This is a genomic window from Pseudalkalibacillus sp. NRS-1564 (assembly GCF_050467905.1).
GTDB classification, from domain to species: Bacteria; Bacillota; Bacilli; order Bacillales; family Guptibacillaceae; genus Guptibacillus; species Guptibacillus hwajinpoensis_B.
In genome coordinates this window covers 1-26,229 of sequence record NZ_JBITPM010000050.1, presented here as the reverse complement: position 1 = coordinate 26,229, position 26,229 = coordinate 1, and the positions used below count along the sequence as shown (strand labels likewise).

Below are 26,229 nucleotides of genomic sequence, written 5' to 3'. Positions count from 1 at the left end.
GAATCGCATTAGACACCCTTATTGGGCTGTTTTTTTCTTTTTAGCGTTCTTTTCACGTTCGTTCTTATCAAGGATTTTCTTACGAAGACGGATTGAATCCGGTGTTACTTCGCAATACTCATCATCGTTCAAATACTCAAGCGCTTCTTCAAGAGTTAGAACGCGAGGCTTCTTCATAGAAACCGTTTGGTCTTTGTTGGCAGAACGCATATTCGTCATCTGCTTCACTTTAACGATGTTAACCGTGATATCATTCTCACGAGTGTGTTCCCCAACGATCATTCCTTCGTAAACTTCAGTACCTGGAGCTACGAAAATTGTACCGCGGTCTTCAACACCCATAATACCGTATTCTGATGCTTTTCCTTTTTCCATTGAAACAAGTACACCAGCACGACGTCCACCTACACGCCCGCTAATAAGAGGCATATACGTTTCAAATGTATGGTTAATAATACCATATCCGCGTGTTTGTGTTAGGAACTCAGTTGAGTAACCAATCAAACCACGAGCAGGAACCATGAATTCAAGGCGAACTTGGCCTGAACCGTTGTTTACCATGTTGACCATTTCACCTTTACGCTCACCAAGTGATTCCATTACAGAACCAGTGTAGTCTTCAGGTACGTCAATTTGAACGCGTTCAACAGGCTCACTTGCAACGCCGTCTACTTCACGTACGATAACTTCAGGTTTTGAAACTTGAAGCTCATATCCTTCACGACGCATGTTTTCAATCAGGATTGAAAGGTGAAGCTCACCACGTCCTGAGACAACCCATGCATCTGGAGAATCTGTATTCTCAACGCGAAGACTTACGTCAGTTTCAAGCTGAGCTCTAAGGCGCTCTTCAATTTTACGACTTGTAATGTATTTACCTTCTTTACCAGCAAAAGGACTATTGTTTACAAGGAACGTCATCTGAAGAGTAGGCTCATCAATACGAAGAATAGGAAGTGCTTCCTGATGATCGTAAGGACAAACTGTTTCACCTACGTTGATTTCTTCCATACCAGAAACCGCTACAAGGTCGCCAGCTTTCGCTTCTTCGATCTCAGTACGCTTCAATCCAATGAAACCAAAGAGCTTAGTCACTCTGAATTGCTTCACTGTTCCATCGACCTTCATCAGGGCTACCTGTTGGCCAACCTTCATTGTTCCTCTGAACACACGACCAATTCCAATTCTTCCAAGATAGTCGTTGTAATCAAGAAGTGTAATCTGGAATTGAAGAGGCTCGTCACTGTTATCTAGAGGTGCAGGAATGTTATCAATAATTGTGTTCATAAGAACTTTCATATCGTCATCCTGTACTTCAGGATCAAGACTAGCTGTACCGTTGATTGCTGAAGCATAAACTACTGGGAAGTCTAGCTGATCTTCGTCCGCACCAAGATCAATAAATAAATCAACGACTTCATCCACAACTTCTTCAGGACGTGCTGCAGGACGGTCAATTTTGTTAAGAACGACAATTGGTGTAAGCTTCTGCTCAAGAGCCTTCTTAAGCACGAAACGTGTCTGTGGCATACAGCCTTCATAAGCGTCAACAACTAGAAGAACGCCATCTACCATTTTCATGATACGTTCAACTTCACCACCGAAGTCGGCATGTCCAGGTGTATCCATGATGTTGATTCGTTTGTCTTCATAGTTAATTGCCGTATTTTTAGCAAGGATTGTAATCCCGCGTTCTCTCTCAAGGTCGTTCGAATCCATCGCACGTTCGCTTACTTGCTCGTTATCACGAAACGTTCCAGACTGGTGTAGCATTTGGTCTACCAACGTCGTTTTGCCGTGGTCAACGTGGGCAATGATTGCGATGTTACGAATATCTTCTCTTATTGCCATTAATTATTCTCTCCTCGTATTCTCGCCTTATTTCTGACGATAAACTCAATAACTAGACCATTATAACACAGATATCGCTATACGCGAAATTTCTCTTCTTTCACCAGCAACATGGTTATTGTACACTAGTACTATAAAGGGGGCTTTCTACATGAACGAGCATAATTTCCTTTTACTCTTAATGGCCATTCTAGCGGTTGCAAGCATGTGTGCAATCGGCGTATCTATAGCTGAACAAAGCTGGATCGGCGGGCTTCTTTCATTTATCGGAGTAGGTTTCTTTATGGGAATGGGCTTTCGTATTAAACGTAAAGCAGAACTATAAGATCACATGAAAAGAGCTGTTCAAGTAGAACAGCTCTTTTATCTATTTACCTTTCACCCATTTGGGTGGACCAAAATCAAATATTTTTTCCCCTCTTCTTCAATTCCGTATTGCTCGAATCCACACTTACCTAAAAAAAGACTCCATTCGTTCAGCTCATAAGGAATACCTAAAAAAACAACATCGTTTTTTTCACCTAATAAGGTGCGAATAACGCTACAACCAATACCAGACTTTCGCTTCATAGGATGAACGACAATTGTCCCTAACCATGGTTTTTGATTAGACGGTGCATCGTCAAGAACGGCCGTAATCGCTACCGGTAGATCGCCGTAGAACCATACATTAAACTCGCAGCCCATTCCTTCATATGTTTGTATGTATGAAATCATATCTTCGAATAATGGATTTCGACCAAATTCTGTAAGAAGCCATGTTTCGTCTTCTTGCGTCCAGTCAAAAAGAAGTTCAGCAATATTTTCTTGAGATTCAGGAGCTGCTAACAATCTCATCTTGAAGAAGGGGTTCTTAAGTAATAATTTTGATCAAGCGCAGGCTGAATGTATTCTTTTTGAACCTCAGTATGGAATAATTCAGTACCAGCAAAAATTGTATTCTTATCAAGTAAATCAATCTCTTTGTTATCAACTGTTGTACATATCCCTCCGCCTTCCTCGATTAACATTTTACCAGCAGCAAAATCCCACGGAGCAAGTCGCAGGGAAACATACCCATCAAGTCGACCGGCGGCTACGTACGCCAATTCAATAGCTGCACTACCATAAGAACGTGTTCCCCGGATTTTTTTTAGAAGTGGTGAGAACGTGCGAGGATCTATTCGATGATTTTCTGTTACCCAGGTCGCGTTTATAGCTAGAAGTGACTCTGAAAGGTTAGTCGTTTTCAATGGTTTGATTTTCTCATCGTTTAAATAAACTCCTGAACCTTTTTTACAATGATACAGTTCGTCCTTCGTAACATCATAAATAAACGCCAGTTTCCCTACTCCATCTTCGTATATTCCGATCGATATAGCGAAATTAGTTTGTTGATGAACGAAATTCATCGTTCCATCAATAGGATCTAAAAACCAAATTACGCCGTTCAACTGTTCTATATTATCACCAAAACCTTCTTCGCCCATGATTCGATGACTTGGATAACCTTCCTTAATTTTTTCAATAAAAAACTTCTCCGTTTGTTTATCAATGTCCGTTACGAGATCGTTTGGATTGCTTTTAGTATCAATCTTAAAGGAAGTTGTGAAGGAAGCCATGATCTCTTGACCCGCTTCTCGTATCCATCTGATTGCATCTTCATATACATTGTCCCAGTTTGTGTGCTGTGTCATGGTTCGATCTCCTTTTGCCTTAATTTTCTTTCTACCTCTTATTATGACAGGAAAAGAAGAAAAAACGAACCTTTTTGCAAGGTTCGCTTCATTAAGCTTCTAATCTGACCATTTCTTTTCGAAGCTCCTCTAGCTTCACTTTACATCTCTTCATTTCATCCTGATCACTAGCCGTCATTGCATCGTGTAGTGTTGCCAGCTCATAGTCAATTTCCATTCTCAGCACCGGGATCCGCTTCTCTGCCTCGTTTCTTTGCAATGACTGAATCACTTGTTTCATGGTAACCTACACCCCTCTCAAATTCGATTAAGCAGTCATAGTCATCAGATCCGGCTATAAGACGGAATATTCTGATATTTCTGCTTTGATTAATATATCTTATGCTTTACCTGTCGACTATGCAACCTCTTTATTTGTTTCTATTTTTCCTCTTTTTCGCACATTTCAAACCTAACATGACACACCAATCGTCATTTTATATGCAAATGTTCGGTCTATGTTACTATAAGAATATAAATTTTTTGTCGTATTGGAGGATAATATGTCTTTTAAAGGATTTACTCAAACTGATTTTCAATCATTCGAAATTGATGGACTTGAGGCTCGAATGGAAGCCATACAAGAGCGGATTCAACCAAAATTCGCTGCCATTAGCGAGGAAGTTAAAAGCGATCTCGAGATTCTTGCTGGAAATGAGATGCACCTTCACATTGCTCGTCATGCAAGACGAACGAAGAATCCTCCCGTTGATACATGGATGGCGTTTTCGCATAACAAACGCGGGTACAAAATGCACCCTCACTTTCAAATCGGCCTTTTTGATGATCATGTCTTTGTATGGCTTGCATACATTTACGAGCTTCCAGGAAAGCCACAAATGGCTTCCTTATTTTTAGATCACTTAAATGAACTAAAGAAAGATATTCCAACTTCATATTGGATCTCTACTGACCACACTAAGAAAAAGGCAAGCCACCCCATCAAGGATAGTGATCTCGATAAAGTACTTACCCGCTTTAGAGATGTAAAAAAGGGCGAATTTCTAGTTGGCCGTCATTTTGCCAGTGACGACCCGTTATTGAATGATGGAGAGAAATTTATTAAAGAGGTTAAACAAACTTTTGAGACCTTAATGCCTATCTATCAACTTTCACTTCAAGCCACAAAATAAACCAGGGGATTCTCCCCTGGTTTTTATTTATTCATTTTCACTTTATCGCGTTCTGTTTCTCTTGCTTCTTTTACAACATGATAAGTTGAAAATCCTGTCTCTTTATCAAACTGTCTAAAGATTTGCTTTTCCTCTGATTTAGAGGGAACGACATCTTTAAATGCGTGATAGCTACTAATCAATTCGCCCTTATGCACCCCTCTGTCATATGTTTGCTCAATTAATTGGAAAAAGTCTACAACTTTGATGACTTCTTCTTTACTCCAATCAATTGAAATAGGGTATTGTACTTCCATTTTCAATCTCCTTTCTCACTTTACCATTTTAATCGAATTTCGTTTGCTTCTTTATCCATACGATCAAATAACTCCGCTACTGAAGGAACATCATTGATCGCTCCCATAACCTGACCTGCCCATGCAAAGCCTTCTTCTTCTTTTCCATCATATATAAATTTCCTGTTTGCTTTACCGCTTATGTATTCTTTAAGAAGATCATATCCTCCCTGATTTGCTTCAATTTGTAAAATCTCTTGAGCAAACACATTCCTAATAACTCTTGCAGGTGCTCCAATACTACGCTTAATAATCATAGTATCCGTTTCAGACCCTTGAAGCAAACGACGCTTGTAAACATCATGAGCATGGGTACATTCTTTTGTAGCAATAAATCGTGTACCCATTTCAATTCCCTCAGCGCCAAGTGCGAGAGAAGCCATTAGCGCTCTTCCATCACCTATTCCTCCTGAAGCAATAACCGGAATAGACACAGCATCAACTACTTGAGGAACGAGTACCATCGTACCAATATCATCCTTTCCAAGATGTCCTCCACCTTCTTGCCCGACAACCATTACGGCAGTAGCTCCTAACTCTTCTGCTTTTACTGCTTGTCTTTTACTAGCAGTCAAAACAACAACTTTCACATTCGTTCCTTCTACCATATCAAATACCGGCTTGGGGTTTCCACCGGTAACCGAAATGATCTCCACTCCTTCTTCAATGGCTGCTTCAAGCATATCCTCAAAGGGTCTTCCATGTTGACCAATCGCAAAGTTCACTCCAAATGGCTGATCGGTGAGACTTTTAGTAAGGGCGATTTCTTCTTTAAGCTGTGTTGCTGACTCCATAGACATAGCTGCGAGCTGCCCTAATCCTCCTGCGTTGCTAACAGCAGCAGCTAACTCGTGATATGCAAGATAGGCGAGACCCCCTTGAACGATTGGTCTTTCAATACCTAATAACTGAGTAATTCGCGTATTCCACTTCATAATGAATCCTCTCCTTATGATAACCCATTTCGAGAGTTAGAAGTGATCTCCTCTTTTCTCTTCTAGGAACGATGCTTCCTTATATAGTTGATCGATAAGCATGGGTTTAAAATAAAACTTGCAAATTATCCCTCATGTGATTATACTCAGTTTGTTTAAGGAAGAAAGAAGTCCTATAACTAATGTTCTTCTTTTAAGCGTCATATCTGGCTATACAAAAAGTTCACTTAGACCAAACCCGCTTTCCACAAACTACTGTGGAGGGCTTTATCTAGTAACGTATAAGCTATACTACTGATTTCAAGATTTTCGGCTCATTCGATATAAAAGAGCAGACGATCTACAACGTTATTCATTTAACCAAAGTATAAATAAAGAGGTGCTGGATTTGCAACAACACGAAACACCATTGTTCACTGGTTTAGTAAACCACGCTAACAAAAACCCTATTCAATTTCATATACCCGGCCACAAAAAAGGCGCTGGCATAGATCCTGAATTTCGTTCTTTCATAGGCGAAAACGCCCTGTCAATTGATTTAATTAACATTCAACCACTTGATGACCTCCATCATCCACACGGTATGATTAAGCAAGCACAGGATCTAGCTGCTGAAGCTTTTGGCGCTGACGCAACCTTTTTCTCTATTCAAGGAACAAGCGGAGCAATCATGACAATGGTCATGACTGTATGTTCACCAGGAGATAAAATTATTGTCCCGAGAAATGTTCATAAGTCTGTTATGTCTGCAATCATTTTCTCCGGCGCAACACCTGTATTTATTCATCCAGAAATTGACCCTAAGCTTGGCATCTCCCACGGCATTACTCCTATAGCCGTTAAGAAAGCATTAGAACAGCACCCTGACGCAAAAGGTGTCCTTGTCATTAACCCCACCTATTTTGGTATATCTGCTAATCTTGAAGAGATTGTCACGATTTCTCATGAGTATGACGTTCCTGTATTAGTTGATGAAGCTCACGGTGTTCACATTCACTTCCACGAGCGACTGCCCGTTTCAGCTATGCAAGCAGGTGCAGATATGGCAGCTACAAGTGTGCATAAATTAGGGGGATCAATGACACAAAGTTCCGTCCTTAATGTAAAAGAAGGGCTTGTTTCTGCAAAACGCGTCCAAACCATTATTAGCATGCTAACAACTACTTCCACTTCGTATATCCTTCTTGCTTCTCTTGACGTTGCAAGAAAAAGATTGGTCATGGATGGATATGATTTAATTGAACGCTCCATACAACTTGCAGAAGAAGCGCGAAAGCAAATAAATGATATTTCTCCTCTATATTGTGTTGGGCAAGAAATCCTTGGAACGAACGCTACTTACGATTATGATCCAACGAAATTAATCATTTCTGTTCATGACCTTGGAATTACTGGTTATGAAGCTGAAGTTTGGCTTCGAAAAGAAGCGAACCTTGAAGTAGAGCTCTCTGATTTGTATAACCTATTATGTATTGTAACTCCTGGCGATACCGAGGAAACAACCACCGCTCTTGTTCATGCTCTAAAAGACATGGTAGACGCCTTCAAAGAGACAGAAGGTTCAATCACTAAAAAGTTTGATGTTCACGCTCCAGATATCCCGATTCTAGCTGTTTCACCTCGAGATGCTTTTTATTCTGAAACAGAGGTGATTCCATTTAAAGAATCGGCAGGTCGTGTCATTGCAGAATTTGTGATGGTTTATCCACCCGGAATTCCAATCTTCATCCCAGGTGAAATCATTACAGAAGAAAACTTAACATATATCGAAGAAAACATTGAAGCTGGACTACCGGTTCAGGGGCCTGAGGACGACGAATTAGTTCACATTCGGGTCATTAAAGAATATAAAGCCATTAAATAAGAGGCTGCCAATTGGCCGCCTCTTTCTTTGCTATATACGTTATTTTTTATCTTTTTTATTGCATTCCGGGCATCTGCTATAAAGTGTACTTACCTTCTCTTCATGTACGTGATCAATTGTTTTTTCGCAAGTTTGGCAAATGATAATACCCATTCTCAACACCCCTTAAGTTAGTTTTGAAAACGCTTCCGATTCGCTTAACTTCATAATAGTGTGTCACAATTGTTTTGTCAACACTATATTGTATATCACATTATATTCTTTTTGTGTCCAATATGTGTGGATGAACGACCAATTGTCAGAATACAACTTACACTGTACACTTTATTATATGACGATGGGAGGAATGATCATGCCTCAAAGTGCTTACTTAAAACCAAAAACGGAAGATGAACTATCACTTGATCATATTAAAAGCTTACTTTCCTACTACATGGACATAACATCCAAAACCGGAGAGCAACTTTCTTGGTCCTATAGTGAGTCTGCTTTCCCCTATACTTTGATTGAACAAGTGGATGGAGACATTTGGTTTTATTTAAAAGGAAAACAAAGTGATTATCGGATGATTATCATCGGTTTAGTAGACAGCAAACTTCAGATTGTTCTACCAGATCAATCCACTCACGGTGATAAAGCGAAAGCGAATGAATTATGTAAATTTCTTGCAAATAAATTACAGGCCGATCTTACTCTCTTCAACGGTAGAACAATGTATTACGCAAAAAAATAAACAGCCAAATGGCTGTTTATTTTTGTAAAGGTTCAATTTCTTCCGGATCAATTAAGTTATAATCTTTATCTCTTAATCCTTTCACAATATCTCCTAATGCAGCAGCTGTCCAATCACGGTCATGCATAAGTAAGTTTGCCCCATTTTGAAGTAGCGGTGAATTTACCATAATGTCTTTGATTGCATCTTCACTTTGATATTCCTTTACCCAATCATAGCCATATGTCCAATTCATTACGAGCATACCTTCTTCTTCGGCTAATGACTTCGAAAAGTCAGTATTAGATCCAAAAGGTGCTCTAAAGAACTTCGGCTTTTCTCCAATTACTTCTTCTATCATTTCATTTACCTTCAATATCTCTTCTTTTTGCTCTTCTTCTGATAATGTTTTGAGATCAGCGTGCGTCATCGTATGGTTTCCTATTTCAAAGCCCATATCATAAATTTCTTTTAACCTTGCTTTTTCTTCATCTGTATCAATAAAATGACCGTTAATAAAGAAAATGGCAGGAGCATCTAGTTCTTTTAACGTTTTTGCCATTTCTACGGCATTCGTATCCGGAGCATCGTCAATTGTAAGTAGAACCGCTTCAGCAGGTGCATCATTTATCGGTTCAAAGCCCCAAAAAGCTTCGTTAAGTCGATATTCAGGCTTTACTTCTTCTGCAGTAGCTTCTTCTTCTTTCTGATCCTCTAACTCAGCATTACCTGCCGCGTCTGAATCTGTTTCTTCCTTATTTGTTTCTTCGTTTGTCTCTTGCTCATTTGAAGCTTCACTATTGTTTGCTTCATTCGTTGATGCTTCTGAATTTTCTTGTGAACCAGCATTTGTTGAACACGCAGCTACAAAAAGCAAAAGCGCTAATGTCATCCATTTCAATGTGTTTGTCATTTCTCTCTCCCCTTATCTAGTCTCATTTCATCATATACGAATTCATGAACAGTATAAAGAGGAAATTGTCACAAATAACCAACTATCTACCCATCTATTTTTCAACTATTCCGACTTCCTTTCTGACATGGTTTTTCCCTTTACAACGTTTAAAACAACAAATATACTAGACAACGTGTCTTTTGCTTGACTTGTCCTGAAGCCTGTTAACAAAAGGGAATAGGGCGCTTACCTGCATAGTTTTGGTATCGACAGGTAACATTGAGTACACATACATTTTATTTCCTGTGTATAAAAGTGCTTTCAGATGACAGTGCTATTTTTTGGAATTATTTTAGAAAGGTGATGATGAAATTTGAATAAGCTTACAGCAGTCTTTGTTATCTCTGTACTTCTGTCTCTAATCTTTATTTCTTGGGGTACGATTTCTCCTGAGTCATTAGATTCGACTACAAGCTCACTTCAAAGCTTTCTTCAAGTGAAGTTTGGATGGTTTTATTTATTAGCAGCGTCAGGCTTTCTTATCTTTGCGATTTATCTTATCTTTTCGAAGTATGGAAGACTTCGACTTGGTAAAGAAACCGATGTACCTGAATATAACCTAATTACATGGTTTGCTATGCTTTTCTCAGCCGGAATGGGAATTGGACTTGTATTCTGGGGTGTAGCAGAGCCGATGTTCCACTACTATGATCCTCCAGCTGGGGCAGCTAGTCAGTCAGATGAAGCAGCGCGACTAGCCTTTCAATACAGCTTCTTCCACTGGGGACTTCACCCGTGGGGAATTTACACAGTCGTTGCTCTCGCACTTGCCTTCTTTAAATTTAGAAAAGGTGCGCCAGGCTTAATCAGCGCGATTTTCTATCCGATTCTTGGAGAACGTGTAAATGGACCAATTGGTAAACTAATCGACGTTATTGCTGTCATTGCGACTGTATTTGGTGTCGCGACGTCCCTTGGCTTTGGTGCTTCTCAAATAGGCGGAGGAATTTCCTATTTAACTGGCATTGAAAATTCGTTTACAACACAGTTAATCATTATTCTTATTGTAACTGTCCTCTATATGATCTCTGCTTCAACGGGGATTTCAAGAGGGATTAAGTACTTAAGTAATACAAACATTGTCCTAGCGATCTTGCTCATGTTCTTCCTGTTATTCGCAGGACCTACAAACTTTATTATGGACCTCTTCACATCTACACTTGGATCTTATATTCAAAACCTACCAAGTATGAGTCTCCGTATGAGACCTTTTGAAGGGTCGTCTTGGATCCAGAGCTGGACAATCTTCTATTGGGCATGGTGGATTGCCTGGGCGCCATTCGTTGGAACATTTATTGCTCGAGTATCAAAAGGTCGAACGATCAGAGAATTTGTTCTTGGTGTCCTTTTAGTTCCGACAATCTTTGGTGGATTATGGTTCTCCGTATTTGGAGGGTCAGCTATTTCACTTGATATGGCAGGAACAGGTATTTACGACATTATCAATAACCAGGGTATGGAAGTTGCGCTATTCGCTGTACTTGAGCAATATCCACTTGGAACAGCCATGTCGATTATTGCCATTTTATTAATCAGCACATTCTTTATTACTTCAGCTGACTCAGCAACATTCGTCCTTGGAATGCAAACGACGAACGGAAGCATGAATCCTTCCACCAAAGTGAAATTAACTTGGGGTGTGATTCAATCATCTGCTGCTGCAGTTCTGCTTTGGTCTGGAGGATTAGGAGCTCTTCAAACGGCTTCTATCATCGCTGCATTCCCGTTTGCTATTATTATAATAGGAATGATCATTTCTCTCGTTAAAGCCTTTAAACAAGAGAAAATACCTCCTAGACCACCTAAGAAAGATGATCCAAAATCATAAAACACTAAAAGCGTCCTACCCTCTTGGTAGGACGCTTTTTCATTTACCTTCTATCTATTATATTAATGAAGGTTATCGATAACATTCATTAGTCAGCTTAAATTTTAAATAGTTACGTCCATCAAATTAAATGGTATAGATAGATAATGATGAATGCCAGAGTAGAAGAAAAAGAAATCAAATAGATAAGCTCTCTTCCTCTTCTAACCATTTGAACAGAAATCGTACAAATAAGATAAAGAAAAACTAAAAATAATAAAATCTTAAATCCAATATGATCTCGAGGAGAATAATAAATAAGTTGAAAAAAACCAAACCAGATCAAAAGCTGAATGCAAATAACTTTTCCATACATAGAACAGCACCTCCGCATAATACAAGTGTCCTATTCTCAAATGTATGTGCAAGTAAATCTCCTAATCGCTTCATTTCTATATTTAGTTTCCAATAAAGAAAGAAAACTGAACATACCTAATCCATTCGTTTATATTTATGAATGTGGTCCATTTCCAACCTCTATTAACTAATAAAAGCAATTGAATCCACTTAAATGAATCATAAAATTATCATGAGCGGGACTGCTCATTCTCCATATAAAAACTCCAGAGACAAGAGTCTCTGGAGTTTTTCAATTAATTATTAACCAATGTGAATTGGAGTACCTAGAGCTACTTCAGCAGCTTCCATAGTAATTTCTCCAAGTGTTGGGTGAGCATGAATTGTAAGCGCAATGTCTTCAGCTGTCATACCAGCTTCGATTGCAAGACCAAGCTCAGCAATCATATCAGAAGCGTTAGGACCAGCAATTTGAGCGCCGATCACTAGGCCATCTTCTTTACGAGTGATAAGCTTCATAAATCCTTCACTGTCGTTAAGAGACAATGCACGGCCATTAGCACCGAATGGGAATTTAGATGCTTTCACATCGAATCCTTGATCTTTTGCTTCTTGTTCAGTGTAACCAACTGAAGCGAGTTCTGGGTCAGAGAAAACAACCGCTGGGATTGCAAGATAGTCAATCACAGAGTTTTCACCACTGATCGCTTCTGCAGCTACTTTACCTTCGTAAGAAGCTTTATGAGCAAGTGCAGGACCTTCTACGATATCACCAATAGCATAGATGTTATCGAAGTTTGTACGACACTGCTTGTCAATCTTCACAAGACCTTTGTCCGTCATTTCAACGCCAAGTTCTTCAAGACCGATTTCATTTGTATTAGGCTTACGACCAACTGTAACTAGTACATAATCAGCGTCAAACGTCTGCGTTTCACCTTTGATTTCTGCTGTTACTGTTACGCCGTCTTCTGTTTCTTCAACGCCTTGTGCAAGAGCTTGAGTAATGATTTCTACATTACCTTTCTTCTTAAGACGACGAGAAACAAGAGAGCTCATTTGTTTTTCGAATCCAGGTAGAATTTGCTTCGTACCTTCAAGGATTGTTACTTCAGTACCGAAGTTTGCGTACACAGTACCAAGTTCGATTCCGATGTATCCTCCGCCGATAACAACCATTTTCTTAGGAACTTCGTCAAGTGCAAGTGCACCAGTTGAAGAAATAACGCGCTTGCTCCATTTGAAGCTTGGAAGTTCGATTGGGCGAGACCCTGTTGCGATGATGCAGTTGTTGAATGTATACGTTTGAGAGTTCTTTTCGTCCATGATACGAACTGTGTTCTTATCGACGAAATAAACTTCACCGCTAACAACATCAACTTTATTTGATTTCATAAGTCCTGCTACGCCGCCAGTAAGCTTGTCAACAACAGAAGACTTCCACTCCTGAACTTTCTTCATGTCAACGCTCACGTTCTCAGCAGTGATTCCGATATCATCGGAATGCTTTGCAGACTCATATTTATGAGATGCATTAATCATTGCTTTTGAAGGAATACAGCCGACGTTTAAGCAAACTCCGCCTAGAGTTCCTTTGTCAGCAATGGCAACTTTCTGACCAAGCTGTGCTGCACGGATTGCAGCAACATATCCACCTGGTCCAGCTCCTACTATAAGTGTGTCTAATTCGATTGGAAAATCTCCTACTACCATATTATTACGCCTCCATCATTAAGAGTCGTGGATCGTTCAACAGACGCTTGATGTGGTTAAGAGCAAGTTGTGCTGTTACGCCATCAATAAGTCTGTGGTCGTAGCTGATCGATAGAGCAAGAACAGGTGCTGCAACGATTTCTCCGTCGATAACAACTGGCTTCTCCTCAATACGACCAATACCAAGAATAGCAGCATCCGGGTTATTGATGATTGGTGTAAACCATTGACCACCAGCAGAACCCAGGTTAGAAATAGTACATGTGCTACCTTTCATATCGTCCCCTGATAGTTTACCATCGCGAGCTTTTTTAGCCAACTCATTAATTTCAGATGAAACATTAAGAAGTGGCTTACGGTCTGCTTCTTTCACAACTGGAACAACTAGTCCAGCGTCAGTGTTAGCAGCGATACCGATGTTGTAGTAATGCTTGTGTACGATTTCGTCAGTAGAATCATCAATAGATGCATTCAACATTGGGAATTCGCGAAGTGCAGAAACAAGTGCTTTTACAACGTATGGAAGGTAAGTTAGCTTCACATCTTTGTCTGCAGCATATTGTTTGAACTTCTTACGGTGAGCAACAAGATCTGTTACAACAATTTCATCCATGTGAGTTACGTGTGGAGCAGTATGCTTCGAGTTAACCATTGCTTTTGCAATTGCTTTACGCATACCTTTCATCTTCTCACGAGTTTCTGGTTGTGCAGATGCTTGTGGCTGTGCTGATGTAGTAGAAGCTTCTTGCTTCGCTTCAGCTTTTTCTTCTGTCGCTGCTGGAGCTTCAGAAGCTGCTTCGCCTCCACCATTCAAGTGAGTGTCGATATCTTCTTTCACAACGCGACCATTCTTACCAGAACCAGATACTTTCGAGATACTTACGCCGTTTTCACGAGCATACTTACGTACTGCTGGCATAGCGATAACTCGCTTAGTAGGATCTGTTTCTTCTTCAGCTTCAGGAAGTGGTTTTGATCCAGCGCTGTCTTCTTTCGCTTCTGATTTAGCTTCTGCTTTAGGAGCTTCTTCTTCAGCTTGTGGCTGTTCAGCTGTTGGTTCTTCTTCTGCATCTTCATAACCTTCTGCGTCGAAAGTGATGACTACATCTCCAACAATAACAGTTGCACCTTCTTCAGCGTGAACTTCTTTAACTGTTCCGTCTACTGGAGAAGGGATTTCAACAACAGCTTTGTCGTTTTGTACTTCTGCAAGAATATCGTCTTCTTTTACTTCATCTCCGGATTTAACAAACCATTTTACGATTTCGCCTTCATGGATACCTTCACCGATATCCGGCATCTTAAATTGAAATGCCACGGGACTTCGCCTCCTAATTGTAGAAAAATTTTGCTCATATAAGATCTGAAGCGAAGCGCATAGTGCGGCTTCACTTCATGTTTTTTTATAAAATGTTAATTAGAAATTAACTACTTGTGTAGCTTTTTCGATGATATCAGTGTGATCAGGAAGCCATACATCTTCAGCAGCTGAGAATGCGAATACAGTATCAGGTGCAGCTACGCGAAGAACTGGTGCTTCAAGGCTTAGGATTGCGCGGTCGTTGATTTCTGCTACAACGTTAGCTGCAATTCCTGCTTGCTTTTGTGCTTCTTGAACAACAATTGCACGGTTTGTTTTTTCAACAGAGGCAATAATTGTATCGATATCGAGCGGGCTAACCGTACGAAGGTCGATTACTTCTGCACTAATGTCGTTCTTTTCAAGCTCTTCAGCAGCTTTAAGAGAAGCCTGAACCATCGCACCGTAAGTTACGATTGTGATGTCAGTACCTTCACGTTTTACTTCAGCTTTACCAATTTCAATTGTATATTCTTCTTCAGGAACTTCCTGACGGAAAGAACGATAAAGCTTCATGTGCTCAAGGAAAATAACTGGATCGTTATCACGAATCGCAGAAATAAGAAGTCCTTTTGCATCATAAGGGTTTGAAGGGATAACGACTTTTAGTCCTGGCTGTTGCGCCATTAGACCTTCAAGGCTATCCGCGTGAAGTTCTGGTGTTTTAACGCCGCCACCAAATGGTGAGCGAACAGTAATCGGCGCGTGGAAAGAGCCGCCTGAACGATAACGAAGACGAGCCATTTGACCGGAAATAGCATCCATTACTTCGTATACAAATCCAAAGAACTGAACTTCTGGGACTGGACGGAATCCAGTAAGTGCAAGTCCGATAGACATACCACCGATACCTGATTCAGCAAGCGGAGTATCGAATACGCGATCTTCGCCAAATTCCTTTTGAAGTCCTTCTGTCGCACGGAAAACGCCGCCGTTTTGACCTACGTCCTCACCGAATACGAGTACGTTCTCGTCATTTTTCAACTCCGTACGCATCGCATCAGTGATTGCTTGAATCATTGTCATTTGCGCCATAGCTTACTTCGACTCCTTTGCACTATATTGTTCGTATTGTTCACGAAGGTTCTGTGGAAGCTCTTCGTACATGTTAGAAATAAGATCCGTTACTTTTTGCTTAGGAGTGCCATCTGCTTTTTTAATAGCAGCTTTGATTTCTTCCTTCGCTTTATCGACTACTTCGTTTTCTTTTTCTTCAGACCAAAGGTTTTTGCTCTCAAGATACTTGCGGAAACGAACGATTGGATCTTTCTTTTCCCACTCGCTATCTAGATCTTCAGAACGGTAACGAGTTGGATCGTCACCAGCCATTGTATGTGGACCATAGCGGTAAGTCATTGTCTCGATTAGAGTTGGACCTTCGCCATTAATTGCGCGCTCACGAGCGTCAGTAACTGCTTTATAAACAGCAAGAACGTCCATACCGTCTACTTGAACACCCTGGATACCAGCTGCAACTGCTTTTTGAGCGATTGTTTTCGCTGCAGATTGCTTTTCAACTGGAACAGAGATTGCAAAGCGGTTGTTTTGCACAACAAAGATAGCTGGAGCAGCATATGCACCTGCAAAGTTCATTCCTTCATAGAAGTCACCTTGTGAAGCACCACCGTCACCAGTGTAAGTGATCGCTACGTTTTTCTTGCCTTTTTTCTTAAGTCCAAGTGCAACACCAGCAGTTTGTGTAATTTGAGCACCGATGATGATTTGTGGGCTCAACACGTTCAGGCCATCAGCCTGGTTCCCTACAAAGTGACCACGAGAGAATAAGAATGCTTTATATAATGGAAGACCGTGCCAGATGATCTGTGGAACATCACGGTAACCTGGAAGAATCCAGTCCTCTTTATCAAGTGCAAACTGACTTCCTAGTTGTGAAGCTTCCTGTCCTGCAGTTGGTGCGTAGAAGCCAAGACGTCCTTGACGGTTCAAAGAAATTGAACGCTGATCAAGAATACGTGTGTACACCATGCGGCGCATTAGTTCTTGAAGCTGCTCATCTGATAGTTCAGGCATTGCTTCTTTGTTCACGATTTCGCCATTTTCATTTAGAATCTGGAACATTTCGAATTGGCCTTCGATGTTTTCGATGGTTTTTGTTCCCATACCTTTCACCTCATCCTTTCATTCATAAAGAGATAGATTATTGAATTGCAATAGTGCAATTGTGAGTGGGTCGTTCAGTTTACAGACATAACTAGCATGTCCATTTCAACGTTATTAAATGACAAATAGCATTCATTAAATTGGATTACTTAAGACAACACTCAATGTCATACCCTTAATCCTGAAGAAATAATCCCTAGCGCTATGTATTACTGCGAATAATAGTCTGTATCAGTAAGATTAAGGAAGTGCTTCTCTTCATGAGTAAGTTCGTTTTTAAGTTTACAATACAGTAAGTTTCAAGTCAATTAATTGATTTAATTATTGCGTGTTAAAAGATGAAAACCAAACTGTTACATTACATAATCCCACACTGTACTAGTGTAAATAATTAGGAACACCATATTTGAAGTCGTTCATTTTGTTAACACTTTACCTTTTTTCTTTGGTGGTGGACTATCACCCGCTTTATCAAAATCGGGCTAAAACGGAAGAAAACGATCTAAAAAGAACCGCTCAACTTGAGCGGTTCTTTGGTTATTCTGAATAGTTTACGTCTAATTCTGCTGATTGATAAAACGCTTTTTTCGCTTCATTAAACTCAGTTGTATATTTATTGAACTTTTCCTTATGCTCAGACACTTTACTGTACTGATCATTTACAACCTTAATTTGTTCCTGAAGCTGTTCTAATGTAAGTTCTTTATCTTGAAGTGAACTGTAGAGCTTCTTGTCTTGTTTCACTGCTTCTTCATATTCTTTATTGAGCTTTTCATAAGCTTCATATCGCTTATCCATCGTCTCAATAAGAGCCTTAGCGTCCTTTTTAGCAGCATCATCTTCAAGATCTTCTGTTAGATCTTTAATTTCTTCAAATTCTTTGTAAGCTTCATCTATACTTTCTTTTTCCTTTTTTAAGTACTCAAGTCTTTTATCCGTATTTTCTTCTGCTTGCTTTGAAAGCTTTTCGACTTCATCGAACTCATCCATACTTAGTGCAACAATGTCATCATAAATTTCTTGTTCCTTTTTTTCTGCTTTAGCTAACGGTTCTTGTTGTTCCCGAAACTGATCTTCAAGTGCGACCGCTTCTTCTAAATGATCATACATTTTTTCTTCTGTACTACCACCTAATTGACAACCCGCTAAACCAATTAAAAGAAAACAGAAAAAAAGAGAAATAATTCCCAAACGATATTTACGTAGCAAAAAAAGTCCCCCCCACATATCCAATTCATACCAATTGATTTTACATCACTGATTACTATACCACAAGACAGTTCTCAATAGAATACTCCATTTTTATAACCTCCAAAAATAATCAGATTGCATTCCCATTCATAGACTAATCGTTCTAGACTTTTATTTTAGAGCCTTGCTCATCTATACTTTCCTTTTAAGCTCATCATCTTTATTATATAAGGTTAGTAAGACATGCAATTTAAAAGGATTTTCAGTTATGTTGGGTTGTGCTAAACTATCACTATTGTAAGATTTTAATGGTGATGAAATAAGGAAAACCACTTTTCAAAAAAGTTTGCTTGAGTCAGAGCAATTTCTTTATTCCCTCCATAAAGTTGAATATACTTAATATTAGAATGACCGTTTTTGAATAGGAGTGAATGATGATATGTTAACTATGAAAGATATTCGCAGAGAAGGAGATCCAGTTCTTGAGAAAGAAGCGAAAGAGGTTGATCTTCCTGCATCAGAAGACGATAAACAAACTTTAAGAGAAATGCTTGAGTTTCTTAAGAATAGTCAGGATCCTGAAACTGCACTTGAATATGAACTGCGCTCAGGTATTGGTATTGCAGCACCACAAATTGGCATTAGTAAACGGATGATTGCTGTCCATGTGTCTGATCACAGAGGCACTTTATACAGCTATGGAATTATGAATCCTAAAATCTTAAGCCATTCAGTTGAAAAAACCTATTTAGATGGTGGCGAAGGGTGCTTATCTGTGGATCGTGAAGTACCTGGTGCAGTACCGCGTTATGCACGCATTACCGTAAAAGGTGTGGACGCTGAAGGAAATCCTCTTAAGCTAAGATTGAAAGGGCTACCTGCCATTGTTGTCCAACATGAAATCGACCATCTTGATGGGGTTATGTTTTATGATCGAATTAATAATGAAGAGGCAAGTGAACTTTCTCCATTAGGAAACTAATTTAAGAAGCATTAAAAAAAGGATCGCAATTATTGCGATCCTTTTCTATTATAGTAGTCCAACTTTTTTAAGACCTTTTTGAATACCGTTTTGGTCAACTGGGTCAGTCACTATATCAGCCACTGCCTTTACTTCATCATATCCATTTCCCATCGCTATACCCGTTCCTGCAAATCTCAACATTTCTAAATCGTTCAACGCATCTCCAAAAGCATACGTATTTTCACGTTTAAAACCGAGATGGTCGATCATAGCTTCAATTCCTCTTGCCTTTGAACCACCAGGAGGGATCACATCCATTGAATAATCATGCCAGCGGATAAAATCGAGGTTACCATATGCATCGCGATATCCATCCTCTTCTTTACTCTCGCAGAACAATAGCGCCTGGTAAATATCTCTTGAATGATAATAAGAAGGATCATATCCAGGATAGTGCATCTTAAGATCATCCATACTCTTTATAATATGTGGGTGCTCATCGTGATTACTCATCATTGCTTCATGATCGAGAAAGACCATTGGATGACCATTTTTCCTTGCTTCTTCTTCAAGTACAGTGATTTCGTCACGACTAAGAGGGTTCGTTAAAACAACCTTTTCTTGATGTTTCACATACTGACCATTAAAACTAATAAACGTATCTATCCCAAGGTCCTCTCTTAAATCTGCAAACATAAAAGGAGCTCTTCCGGTAGCAATCGCTACATGGACACCTTTTTCCGTTAAAGCTTTTAATGACTCTCGTGTTGAAGATGGGATTTGTTTATTATGATCAAGAAGGGTCCCATCGATATCAAAAAATACAATTTTCTCATTGTTCATTATTTTCACCTATCTTCACTAATTTTTCTATAAACACTAGCCAAACTATACAGGTAATCAAGCTGACTTCTTTATAGACTTTACCTCGCGATTTGCTTTCCTACCCGACATGTAGACGCCAGTAAAAATACAAAGCAGTCCGATAATCATAGGGAACGTAATCACTTCATTTAAATAAACACTACCCCAAATCAAAGCTGTCACTGGTACAAGATATGTCACAAGAGTGGCAAACTCTGCACTCCCCTTCTGAATCATATAATAGAAAAGTAAATAAGCGAGACCTGAGCCAAACACACCTAGTCCAATAAGCGATATTAGAATATCACGTTGAAGCAGGAAGGTAAACTCGATGCCCCCGTCTCCAAACAGGACCATTAATAATCCCCCGCCCACTGCGCCAATCGTAAGGGTTATAAATGACAAAACATCAACAGGCACATCTTTCAAATTCTTTTTCGTGTATTGAGAAGCAAAGCCATAGCACCCTGTTGCAATGAGCATAGGTAAGATCCCCCATACATCTCCCTGAACTAATTCTTGAACATCCAGGTCAATGAGAAAGAGAATTCCAATAAACCCTACGATGATTCCCGACCATTGCTTTTGATATAGAATTCTTCCGAAGAAAAGCGCACCAATCACGCTTGTAAAAAGGGGTGTCGTTGCATTAAGTGTAGCAGCGAGACTGCTTGTAATTCGCTCTTCGCTTAATGCAATCATTCCCCAGGGAATGAGCGCATTCATTATCCCAATGGTGATAAGGCTTACCCAGGGTAGGTCCTTCCTCACTTGTTTAAGACGTCTTCTAATCAGTAAGTACATGAATAAAGCCAGTGCGCCTAGCAAACATCTAAAAAACACTACTCCCCATGGCCCTACAACAGGTACTATTAATTTTATGAACATGAATGACATGCCCCATATTAAGCTAAGTGAAATAAGTGCGGCATAAAGTCTCATTGGTACCTCCTTTGTATGTGTACTCCTGTATAAATAGCCCTATATATTTATAGCTTTACGTAAAGCTAATCATCCCTTATGCTATACCACTATCTTATGTTACATTAAATGGCACCAAGTGTCTTCGGTTATGACATCCACCTTTTCCCAAATTAATTCAACCATCGTTGATAAATACTAGGCTTAGTTATCAAAAAAAGGAAGGATGAGCATAATGTATCGTAAAATGAAACGTAAACTGATTAAAACCTGGAGAAATGTGCTATTTCCACAACCGAAATATTCCATTGATTAACCTAATTTGCACATAAATTCATGCAAATTCTCCTATTTCTTATGGAAATGTGGTTAGAAACATGAAAAAGAAACCAATTTCCTATATAATAAACGAAGATGCACACAAATTGTCTGAGTTAAGGAGAGATTTAGAATGATTTATAAGGTATTTTATCAAGGCACTAAAAAGGAGGTTCCTGTAAGAGAGCGAACAATGAGCCTTTACGTAGAGGCTACTTCTGAACGGGAAGTTCGCTACAAGCTTAAGGAACGCGATATCAATATCGAATTTATTCAAACCGTGGAAGATGACTTCTTAGAGTTTGAGCAAAAATCAGAGCACTTTGAATTGGAGAATGTATAGACTATGAAATTTGTTAAAAATCATCAAACCGCCGTTTTCGCTTTAGGTGGACTCGGAGAAATCGGTAAAAACATGTACGGTATTCAGTTTCAAGACGAAATTATTCTTGTTGATGCGGGAATTAAGTTCCCTGAGGAAGAATTATTAGGAATTGACTACGTTATTCCTGATTATTCTTATCTCGTAAAAAACCAGGATAAGATTAAAGGTCTTTTTATTACGCACGGTCACGAAGATCATATAGGCGGCATCCCCTACTTACTTCGTGAAATTAATGTTCCTATTTATGGAGGAAAGCTCGCTTTAGGATTTATTAGAAATAAGCTTGAAGAGCATGGCCTTCTACGTGGAGCATCCCTAAATGAAATTACAGAAGAAGATATTATTAAATTTAGAAAGACTTCTGTTATGTTCTTTAGAACAACACACAGTATTCCGGATTCCTTTGGGGTTGTTGTTAAGACACCTCCAGGTAATATTGTTCATACAGGAGACTTTAAGTTTGATTTCACACCAGTCGGTGAACCAGCTAACTTAACAAAGATGGCTGAGATTGGTAAAGAAGGCGTTCTAGCCCTTCTTTCTGACAGTACAAACAGTGAAGTACCTGGATTCACAATGTCCGAGCGTCGCGTTGGTGAAACCATTCAAGATATCTTTAGAAAAGTAGACGGACGCGTTATTTTCGCAACATTCGCATCCAATATTCACCGCCTACAGCAAGTGGTTGAAGCAGCTGTCGAAAATGGACGTAAAGTAGCTGTATTTGGTCGTAGTATGGAGTCCAACATTACAATTGGACAGGAACTTGGCTATATTAATGCGCCTAAAGATACGTTCATTGATGCCAATCAAATTAATCGACTACCTGAGAACAAAGTAACAATTCTTTGTACAGGAAGTCAGGGTGAGCCAATGGCTGCTCTATCTCGAATTGCGAATGCAACGCATCGTCAAATTCAAATCATTCCTGGAGATACAGTTGTCTTCTCTTCTTCACCTATCCCTGGTAACCAGGTAAGTGTATCAAGAATCATTAACCAGCTTTCTCGTGCAGGCGCTGACGTGATTCATCATAAACTAAGTGACATTCATACATCTGGTCACGGTGGCCAAGATGAGCAGAAGCTTATGCTTCGTCTCATTAAGCCAAAATTCTTTATGCCAATTCACGGTGAATATCGCATGCTGAAGATGCATACGAAGCTTGCTCAGGATTGCGGAATTCCACAAGACCATTCCTTTATTATGGATAATGGTGAAGTACTTGCTCTAAGTGAGAATGAAGCTTCAATTAGCGGTAAGATTCCATCTGGATCTGTTTATGTAGATGGTAAAGGGATCGGGGATATTGGAAACATTGTTCTTAGAGACCGTAAAATTCTCTCTGAAGAAGGTCTAGTTATTGTCGTTGTCTCCATTAACATGAAAGAGTTTAAGATTCTTTCAGGTCCAGATATCATTTCACGAGGATTTGTTTATATGAGAGAATCTGGTGATTTGATTAATGATGCTCAAGAGCTATTATCGAAACATCTTAATGGTGTCATGGAAAAGCGTACAAGTCAGTGGTCTGAAATTAAAAATGAAATTACAGATACTCTTGCACCATTCCTATACGAGAAAACGAAACGTCGCCCTATGATCCTTCCGATCATTATGGAAATTTAATTATACAAAAGAGCCTGTCGCGAAAAGCGACAGGCTCTTTTTTGTTATTCACTAATCTCGGTTCAAAATTTGGCGTTCAAGGCGATTAATGTCCTGATCTGATCCTATTACAATAAGAATGTCTCCTTTGGAGATCTTCTGATCAGCTTGAGGAGATACAATAATCTCATCACCTTTTTTAATGGCGACAATATTGGCACCATACTTCGCTCGAATATCAAGTTCAATAATCGTCTTATTATCCATTCTAGAGTTAGCAATAAGCTCAACAATGCTGTGTTCATCAGATAGCTCTAAATAGTCTAAAACGCTATTTGAGACCATACTGTGTGCAATTCGGACACCCATATCACGTTCCGGGTGGACAATCTTATCAGCACCGATCTTATTCAAAACCTTCTCGTGATAATCATTTTGTGCTTTAACCGTAATTTTGCTAACGCCAAGCTCTTTTAGAATTAAAGTTGTTAAAATACTTGATTGAATGTTACCCCCGATCGCTACGATAACGTGATCAAAGTTTCGAATACCGAGGTTCTTTAGAACACTCTCATCTGTTGAATCTGCGATCACAGCATGTGTAGCCACTGAAGAAAATTCATTCACTTTATCTTCATCCATATCAATTGCGAGGACTTCCATCCCCTGCTGACTTAGTGACTTACAAATGCTTCCTCCAAAACGGCCGAGTCCAATTACGGCAAACTGCTTTTTCAACGCACACTCCTCCTACTCATTCAGAAAGAAACGCGCGCCAGCAAATATGCTGACGCACTATCAATACTATCCTACCACTCTTATCATCAGTGTCAATATTCTCTCTAAGACTTATTATTCTTATTCCCTTTGACATACTCTGCATCAAATAAAAAGAGTCTCATCAGCAATATTAAAGAAGGAACTAGGAGAAAGAGTCCTGCAATAAAAGCGAAGACTAGGTAGATCCCCGTCGTTTCATTCGTATATCCTGAATAGATTGTAATATAGTCATACAAAATCCACGGTAGATGTGATATACCGTATCCAAAGAACGCGAAGAAAAATTGCAACATAACAAAGATAAAAGCCGTACCATATCTTTTCCGATTGAAAATGAGATATGTTGCAACAAGGAAACAAAAAAGAGATGCGATAAAGAACCAGGCATAATCAAGAATTCGCTCAAAGTGAACTGGATTATGCTGCTGAAGAGCTACGAACACAAGTATACTAGATAAAATGGTTGGAGCGCTCCAGAACAGTGCATATTTTCTTAAAAGCTCAAGCGCAGGTTGATCATTCGCTCGACTAGCATAATAAGTTAGAAAGGCGGCGCTAATAAATAGAACCGATACGATCGCTAAGAGCACGACTGACCAGGAGTAAAAGCTTGAAAATAATTCCCCTGCCAAAAACTTAACTTCACCGTTCACCTCTTCAATAAATCCACCTTCTGATAAAGTTAACGCTGTGGACAGAGAAGCTGGAATTAGTAATCCTGTCACTCCATATAAAAAAGTATAGACTCTGCTTTTCTTTGCGCCGTAATTTCCAAAGGCATAGAATGAGCCTCGAATGGCAAGTAGTATGATCGCGATACTACCTGGAACAAGCAAAGCTGTTCCATAATAATAGGCAGTATCAGGGAAAAAGCCTACTAGGCCAACAAAAAAGAAAACAAAGAACACATTCGTCACTTCCCACACCGGGGATAAATAACGACTAATAATTTTATTAATAATATGATCTTTTCCTGAGAGTTCTCCATAATAGGCAAAGAATCCTGCCCCGAAATCTATCGAGGCTGTGATCAAATACCCATATAGAAAAACCCATAGTACCGTTATTCCTACTAATTGAATGTCCATATTTTCACCCCTCTCAATCGAAGCAATTATTTCAATTTAGCGATTTCCTCAAGTTCATTCTCAGCTGGATTAGTATTGAACATTTTCTTAAGAACAGTAACAGTAAGCGTTCCAAGAACAATGTAAAGAAGAAGGAATAAGATAAACATCCATCCGACGCTATCCGCAGTTGTTGCAGCTTGTCCTGTTCTGAGAATATCCCATAAGATCCATGGCTGGCGGCCTACTTCTGAGAAAATCCATCCAAATTCAATCGCAAGGACTGAGAGTGGTCCCGCCAAAACAATTAACCGTAAAAACCATTTGTTTTCCGTGTTAAATCGTTTTAATCTTAGCGCAATCACGTAGAAAAAGGTTAAAGCAGCGAGAAACATTCCGATTCCGACCATCCCGTCAAAAAGGTAATGAATAAATAGCGGTGGCACTTCATCTTCAGGTACTTGATCAAGTCCCATTACTTCCGCATTTGGATTACCATGAGCAAGGATACTTAAAAAGTTTGGTAATACTAACCCATATTTGACTTCATCCGTTTCTTTATCGAGAAATCCGCCCACGACAAGATCTGCATTTTCAGATGTTTCAAAGTGCCATTCTGCGGCTGCAAGCTTACTTGGTTGATATTCAGCTAAAAATTTACCAGAAAAGTCACCAATCACGGCCGTCCCAACCGCAAAGATAAATCCTGCGGTCATTGTAAGCTTTAGAGCTTTCCTATAATAAGTACTACGCTTACCCTTAAGCATTTTAAATGCCGTTATGGCAGCTAGTACAATAGCAGAAGTAAGGTATGCCGACATGACCACGTGGCCTACTTTCGTTGGTGTTGCTGGGTTGAACATCGCTGCGAGTGGTTCAATATTTGTTAATACACCATCAACTATATCAAACCCCTGCGGAGAGTTCATAAAAGCATTTACAGTGGAAATAAAGAAAGCAGACAGTGTAGAGCCAATTACAACCGGAATTGATATAAACCAGTGATAGATCGGTTTTTTGAATCGATCCCACGTATAAAGATAAATTCCAAGAAAAATTGCTTCAAAGAAGAAAGCGAACGTTTCAAGGAATAACGGTAAACTAATGACCTGCCCTGCTAACTGCATGAAATTCGGCCATAAAAGTGATAGTTGGAGCCCTATTGCTGTACCAGTTACAACACCAACAGCAACGGTAACAACGAATCCTCTAGCCCAGCGGCGCGCTAGCAATGTGTAATAAGGATCGTTCCGTTTAATCCCTATCCATTCAG

At 39.5% G+C, this 26,229-nt stretch carries 27 protein-coding genes; 8 read left to right on the top strand and 19 right to left on the bottom strand.

Going from position 1 to position 26,229, the window contains the following annotated elements:
- Positions 1 to 18: 18 nt before the first annotated feature.
- Entirely contained in the window at positions 19 to 1,851 is a 1,833-nt protein-coding gene (gene typA / locus ACIFPW_RS21370) for a translational GTPase TypA (protein WP_194221284.1), read from the bottom strand.
- A 151-nt stretch (positions 1,852 to 2,002) separates the two neighbouring features.
- Between typA and ACIFPW_RS21365 the strand changes: the two genes are divergently transcribed.
- Complete coding sequence (locus ACIFPW_RS21365; protein WP_430247076.1) at positions 2,003 to 2,176, top strand: DUF5325 family protein; 174 nt, start codon at positions 2,003 to 2,005, stop codon at positions 2,174 to 2,176.
- Positions 2,177 to 2,229: 53 nt separating this feature from the next.
- Here ACIFPW_RS21365 and ACIFPW_RS21360 read toward each other — a convergent pair whose 3' ends face one another.
- From ACIFPW_RS21360 to ACIFPW_RS21350, 3 genes are all read right to left on the bottom strand, one after another.
- The gene (locus ACIFPW_RS21360) at positions 2,230 to 2,682 is read right to left on the bottom strand and encodes a GNAT family N-acetyltransferase (RefSeq protein ID WP_430247075.1); all 453 of its coding nucleotides are present in this window, start codon (positions 2,680 to 2,682) and stop codon (positions 2,230 to 2,232) included.
- Positions 2,683 to 2,684: 2 nt separating this feature from the next.
- A complete protein-coding gene (locus ACIFPW_RS21355; RefSeq protein ID WP_430247074.1) occupies positions 2,685 to 3,527 on the bottom strand; it encodes an inositol monophosphatase family protein in 843 nt (280 codons plus the stop codon).
- A gap of 91 nt (positions 3,528 to 3,618) precedes the next feature.
- Positions 3,619 to 3,807, bottom strand: a complete 189-nt coding sequence (locus ACIFPW_RS21350) for a hypothetical protein (RefSeq protein ID WP_194221280.1) — start codon at positions 3,805 to 3,807, stop codon at positions 3,619 to 3,621.
- Between the two features lie 262 nt (positions 3,808 to 4,069).
- Between ACIFPW_RS21350 and ACIFPW_RS21345 the strand changes: the two genes are divergently transcribed.
- Entirely contained in the window at positions 4,070 to 4,699 is a 630-nt protein-coding gene (locus ACIFPW_RS21345; RefSeq protein ID WP_430247073.1) for a YktB family protein, read from the top strand.
- 23 nt (positions 4,700 to 4,722) lie between these two features.
- On the opposite strand, the gene ACIFPW_RS21340 is transcribed toward ACIFPW_RS21345, so the two are convergent.
- Positions 4,723 to 4,995, bottom strand: a complete 273-nt coding sequence (locus ACIFPW_RS21340; protein ID WP_430247072.1) for a UPF0223 family protein — start codon at positions 4,993 to 4,995, stop codon at positions 4,723 to 4,725.
- A gap of 20 nt (positions 4,996 to 5,015) precedes the next feature.
- The gene (locus ACIFPW_RS21335; protein ID WP_430247071.1) at positions 5,016 to 5,969 is read right to left on the bottom strand and encodes an NAD(P)H-dependent flavin oxidoreductase; all 954 of its coding nucleotides are present in this window, start codon (positions 5,967 to 5,969) and stop codon (positions 5,016 to 5,018) included.
- Between the two features lie 388 nt (positions 5,970 to 6,357).
- Between ACIFPW_RS21335 and ACIFPW_RS21330 the strand changes: the two genes are divergently transcribed.
- Entirely contained in the window at positions 6,358 to 7,833 is a 1,476-nt protein-coding gene (locus ACIFPW_RS21330) for an aminotransferase class I/II-fold pyridoxal phosphate-dependent enzyme (protein ID WP_430247070.1), read from the top strand.
- Between the two features lie 39 nt (positions 7,834 to 7,872).
- Here the strand turns inward: ACIFPW_RS21330 and ACIFPW_RS21325 are convergent, their stop codons facing one another.
- Positions 7,873 to 7,986: a GapA-binding peptide SR1P gene (locus tag ACIFPW_RS21325; protein ID WP_098443236.1), complete on the bottom strand. Its 114-nt coding sequence runs from the start codon at positions 7,984 to 7,986 to the stop codon at positions 7,873 to 7,875.
- A gap of 199 nt (positions 7,987 to 8,185) precedes the next feature.
- Here ACIFPW_RS21325 and ACIFPW_RS21320 point away from each other — a divergent pair, with 199 nt between their 5' ends.
- A complete protein-coding gene (locus ACIFPW_RS21320; protein WP_430247069.1) occupies positions 8,186 to 8,566 on the top strand; it encodes a DUF1885 family protein in 381 nt (126 codons plus the stop codon).
- 16 nt (positions 8,567 to 8,582) lie between these two features.
- On the opposite strand, the gene ACIFPW_RS21315 is transcribed toward ACIFPW_RS21320, so the two are convergent.
- Entirely contained in the window at positions 8,583 to 9,458 is an 876-nt protein-coding gene (locus tag ACIFPW_RS21315) for a polysaccharide deacetylase family protein (RefSeq protein WP_430247068.1), read from the bottom strand.
- Positions 9,459 to 9,813: 355 nt separating this feature from the next.
- On the opposite strand from ACIFPW_RS21315, the gene ACIFPW_RS21310 reads away from it, so the two are divergent.
- Complete coding sequence (locus tag ACIFPW_RS21310; RefSeq protein ID WP_430247067.1) at positions 9,814 to 11,328, top strand: glycine betaine uptake BCCT transporter; 1,515 nt, start codon at positions 9,814 to 9,816, stop codon at positions 11,326 to 11,328.
- Positions 11,329 to 11,449: 121 nt separating this feature from the next.
- On the opposite strand, the gene ACIFPW_RS21305 is transcribed toward ACIFPW_RS21310, so the two are convergent.
- The 6 genes from ACIFPW_RS21305 to ACIFPW_RS21280 all read right to left on the bottom strand — a co-directional run bounded on the left by ACIFPW_RS21305 (position 11,450) and on the right by ACIFPW_RS21280 (position 18,067).
- The gene (locus tag ACIFPW_RS21305; RefSeq protein ID WP_194221273.1) at positions 11,450 to 11,683 is read right to left on the bottom strand and encodes a hypothetical protein; all 234 of its coding nucleotides are present in this window, start codon (positions 11,681 to 11,683) and stop codon (positions 11,450 to 11,452) included.
- A gap of 284 nt (positions 11,684 to 11,967) precedes the next feature.
- The gene (gene lpdA, locus ACIFPW_RS21300) at positions 11,968 to 13,377 is read right to left on the bottom strand and encodes a dihydrolipoyl dehydrogenase (RefSeq protein ID WP_430247066.1); all 1,410 of its coding nucleotides are present in this window, start codon (positions 13,375 to 13,377) and stop codon (positions 11,968 to 11,970) included.
- Between the two features lie 4 nt (positions 13,378 to 13,381).
- The gene (locus ACIFPW_RS21295) at positions 13,382 to 14,695 is read right to left on the bottom strand and encodes a dihydrolipoamide acetyltransferase family protein (protein ID WP_430247065.1); all 1,314 of its coding nucleotides are present in this window, start codon (positions 14,693 to 14,695) and stop codon (positions 13,382 to 13,384) included.
- Positions 14,696 to 14,794: 99 nt separating this feature from the next.
- A complete protein-coding gene (locus ACIFPW_RS21290) occupies positions 14,795 to 15,772 on the bottom strand; it encodes an alpha-ketoacid dehydrogenase subunit beta (protein ID WP_159782242.1) in 978 nt (325 codons plus the stop codon).
- 3 nt (positions 15,773 to 15,775) lie between these two features.
- Entirely contained in the window at positions 15,776 to 16,858 is a 1,083-nt protein-coding gene (pdhA, locus tag ACIFPW_RS21285; RefSeq protein WP_194221270.1) for a pyruvate dehydrogenase (acetyl-transferring) E1 component subunit alpha, read from the bottom strand.
- A 537-nt stretch (positions 16,859 to 17,395) separates the two neighbouring features.
- The gene (locus ACIFPW_RS21280) at positions 17,396 to 18,067 is read right to left on the bottom strand and encodes a YkyA family protein (RefSeq protein WP_430247064.1); all 672 of its coding nucleotides are present in this window, start codon (positions 18,065 to 18,067) and stop codon (positions 17,396 to 17,398) included.
- Positions 18,068 to 18,488: 421 nt separating this feature from the next.
- On the opposite strand from ACIFPW_RS21280, the gene def reads away from it, so the two are divergent.
- Complete coding sequence (def, locus tag ACIFPW_RS21275; RefSeq protein WP_430247063.1) at positions 18,489 to 19,031, top strand: peptide deformylase; 543 nt, start codon at positions 18,489 to 18,491, stop codon at positions 19,029 to 19,031.
- 48 nt (positions 19,032 to 19,079) lie between these two features.
- Here the strand turns inward: def and ACIFPW_RS21270 are convergent, their stop codons facing one another.
- Positions 19,080 to 19,856, bottom strand: coding sequence for a Cof-type HAD-IIB family hydrolase (locus ACIFPW_RS21270; protein ID WP_430247062.1), 777 nt, complete (start codon positions 19,854 to 19,856; stop codon positions 19,080 to 19,082).
- 57 nt (positions 19,857 to 19,913) lie between these two features.
- Positions 19,914 to 20,819 (bottom strand): DMT family transporter, encoded by a 906-nt coding sequence (locus tag ACIFPW_RS21265; RefSeq protein WP_430247061.1) that lies wholly within the window; start codon positions 20,817 to 20,819, stop codon positions 19,914 to 19,916.
- A 430-nt stretch (positions 20,820 to 21,249) separates the two neighbouring features.
- On the opposite strand from ACIFPW_RS21265, the gene ACIFPW_RS21260 reads away from it, so the two are divergent.
- A complete protein-coding gene (locus ACIFPW_RS21260) occupies positions 21,250 to 21,459 on the top strand; it encodes a DNA-dependent RNA polymerase subunit epsilon (protein ID WP_194221265.1) in 210 nt (69 codons plus the stop codon).
- A gap of 3 nt (positions 21,460 to 21,462) precedes the next feature.
- Entirely contained in the window at positions 21,463 to 23,130 is a 1,668-nt protein-coding gene (rnjA, locus tag ACIFPW_RS21255) for a ribonuclease J1 (RefSeq protein ID WP_194221264.1), read from the top strand.
- 51 nt (positions 23,131 to 23,181) lie between these two features.
- Here rnjA and ACIFPW_RS21250 read toward each other — a convergent pair whose 3' ends face one another.
- The 3 genes from ACIFPW_RS21250 to ACIFPW_RS21240 all read right to left on the bottom strand — a co-directional run.
- Positions 23,182 to 23,847 (bottom strand): potassium channel family protein, encoded by a 666-nt coding sequence (locus ACIFPW_RS21250; RefSeq protein ID WP_430247060.1) that lies wholly within the window; start codon positions 23,845 to 23,847, stop codon positions 23,182 to 23,184.
- Positions 23,848 to 23,951: 104 nt separating this feature from the next.
- Positions 23,952 to 24,977, bottom strand: coding sequence for a cytochrome d ubiquinol oxidase subunit II (locus ACIFPW_RS21245; protein WP_194221262.1), 1,026 nt, complete (start codon positions 24,975 to 24,977; stop codon positions 23,952 to 23,954).
- A gap of 26 nt (positions 24,978 to 25,003) precedes the next feature.
- The coding region (locus ACIFPW_RS21240) for a cytochrome ubiquinol oxidase subunit I (RefSeq protein ID WP_430247059.1) at positions 25,004 to 26,229 on the bottom strand (1,226 nt) is incomplete at its 5' end.

Bases quoted from the DNA above. Each gene is read 5' to 3' on its own strand.
- typA (WP_194221284.1), bottom strand. From the start codon at position 1,851: ATGGCAATAAGAGAAGATATTCGTAACATCGCAATCATTGCCCACGTT.
- ACIFPW_RS21365 (WP_430247076.1), top strand. From the start codon at position 2,003: ATGAACGAGCATAATTTCCTTTTACTCTTAATGGCCATTCTAGCGGTT.
- ACIFPW_RS21355 (WP_430247074.1), bottom strand. From the start codon at position 3,527: ATGACACAGCACACAAACTGGGACAATGTATATGAAGATGCAATCAGA.
- ACIFPW_RS21350 (WP_194221280.1), bottom strand. From the start codon at position 3,807: ATGAAACAAGTGATTCAGTCATTGCAAAGAAACGAGGCAGAGAAGCGG.
- ACIFPW_RS21345 (WP_430247073.1), top strand. From the start codon at position 4,070: ATGTCTTTTAAAGGATTTACTCAAACTGATTTTCAATCATTCGAAATT.
- ACIFPW_RS21340 (WP_430247072.1), bottom strand. From the start codon at position 4,995: ATGGAAGTACAATACCCTATTTCAATTGATTGGAGTAAAGAAGAAGTC.
- ACIFPW_RS21335 (WP_430247071.1), bottom strand. From the start codon at position 5,969: ATGAAGTGGAATACGCGAATTACTCAGTTATTAGGTATTGAAAGACCA.
- ACIFPW_RS21325 (WP_098443236.1), bottom strand. From the start codon at position 7,986: ATGGGTATTATCATTTGCCAAACTTGCGAAAAAACAATTGATCACGTA.
- ACIFPW_RS21320 (WP_430247069.1), top strand. From the start codon at position 8,186: ATGCCTCAAAGTGCTTACTTAAAACCAAAAACGGAAGATGAACTATCA.
- ACIFPW_RS21315 (WP_430247068.1), bottom strand. From the start codon at position 9,458: ATGACAAACACATTGAAATGGATGACATTAGCGCTTTTGCTTTTTGTA.
- ACIFPW_RS21305 (WP_194221273.1), bottom strand. From the start codon at position 11,683: ATGTATGGAAAAGTTATTTGCATTCAGCTTTTGATCTGGTTTGGTTTT.
- lpdA (WP_430247066.1), bottom strand. From the start codon at position 13,377: ATGGTAGTAGGAGATTTTCCAATCGAATTAGACACACTTATAGTAGGA.
- ACIFPW_RS21290 (WP_159782242.1), bottom strand. From the start codon at position 15,772: ATGGCGCAAATGACAATGATTCAAGCAATCACTGATGCGATGCGTACG.
- pdhA (WP_194221270.1), bottom strand. From the start codon at position 16,858: ATGGGAACAAAAACCATCGAAAACATCGAAGGCCAATTCGAAATGTTC.
- def (WP_430247063.1), top strand. From the start codon at position 18,489: ATGTTAACTATGAAAGATATTCGCAGAGAAGGAGATCCAGTTCTTGAG.
- ACIFPW_RS21270 (WP_430247062.1), bottom strand. From the start codon at position 19,856: ATGAACAATGAGAAAATTGTATTTTTTGATATCGATGGGACCCTTCTT.
- ACIFPW_RS21265 (WP_430247061.1), bottom strand. From the start codon at position 20,819: ATGAGACTTTATGCCGCACTTATTTCACTTAGCTTAATATGGGGCATG.
- ACIFPW_RS21260 (WP_194221265.1), top strand. From the start codon at position 21,250: ATGATTTATAAGGTATTTTATCAAGGCACTAAAAAGGAGGTTCCTGTA.
- rnjA (WP_194221264.1), top strand. From the start codon at position 21,463: ATGAAATTTGTTAAAAATCATCAAACCGCCGTTTTCGCTTTAGGTGGA.
- ACIFPW_RS21245 (WP_194221262.1), bottom strand. From the start codon at position 24,977: ATGGACATTCAATTAGTAGGAATAACGGTACTATGGGTTTTTCTATAT.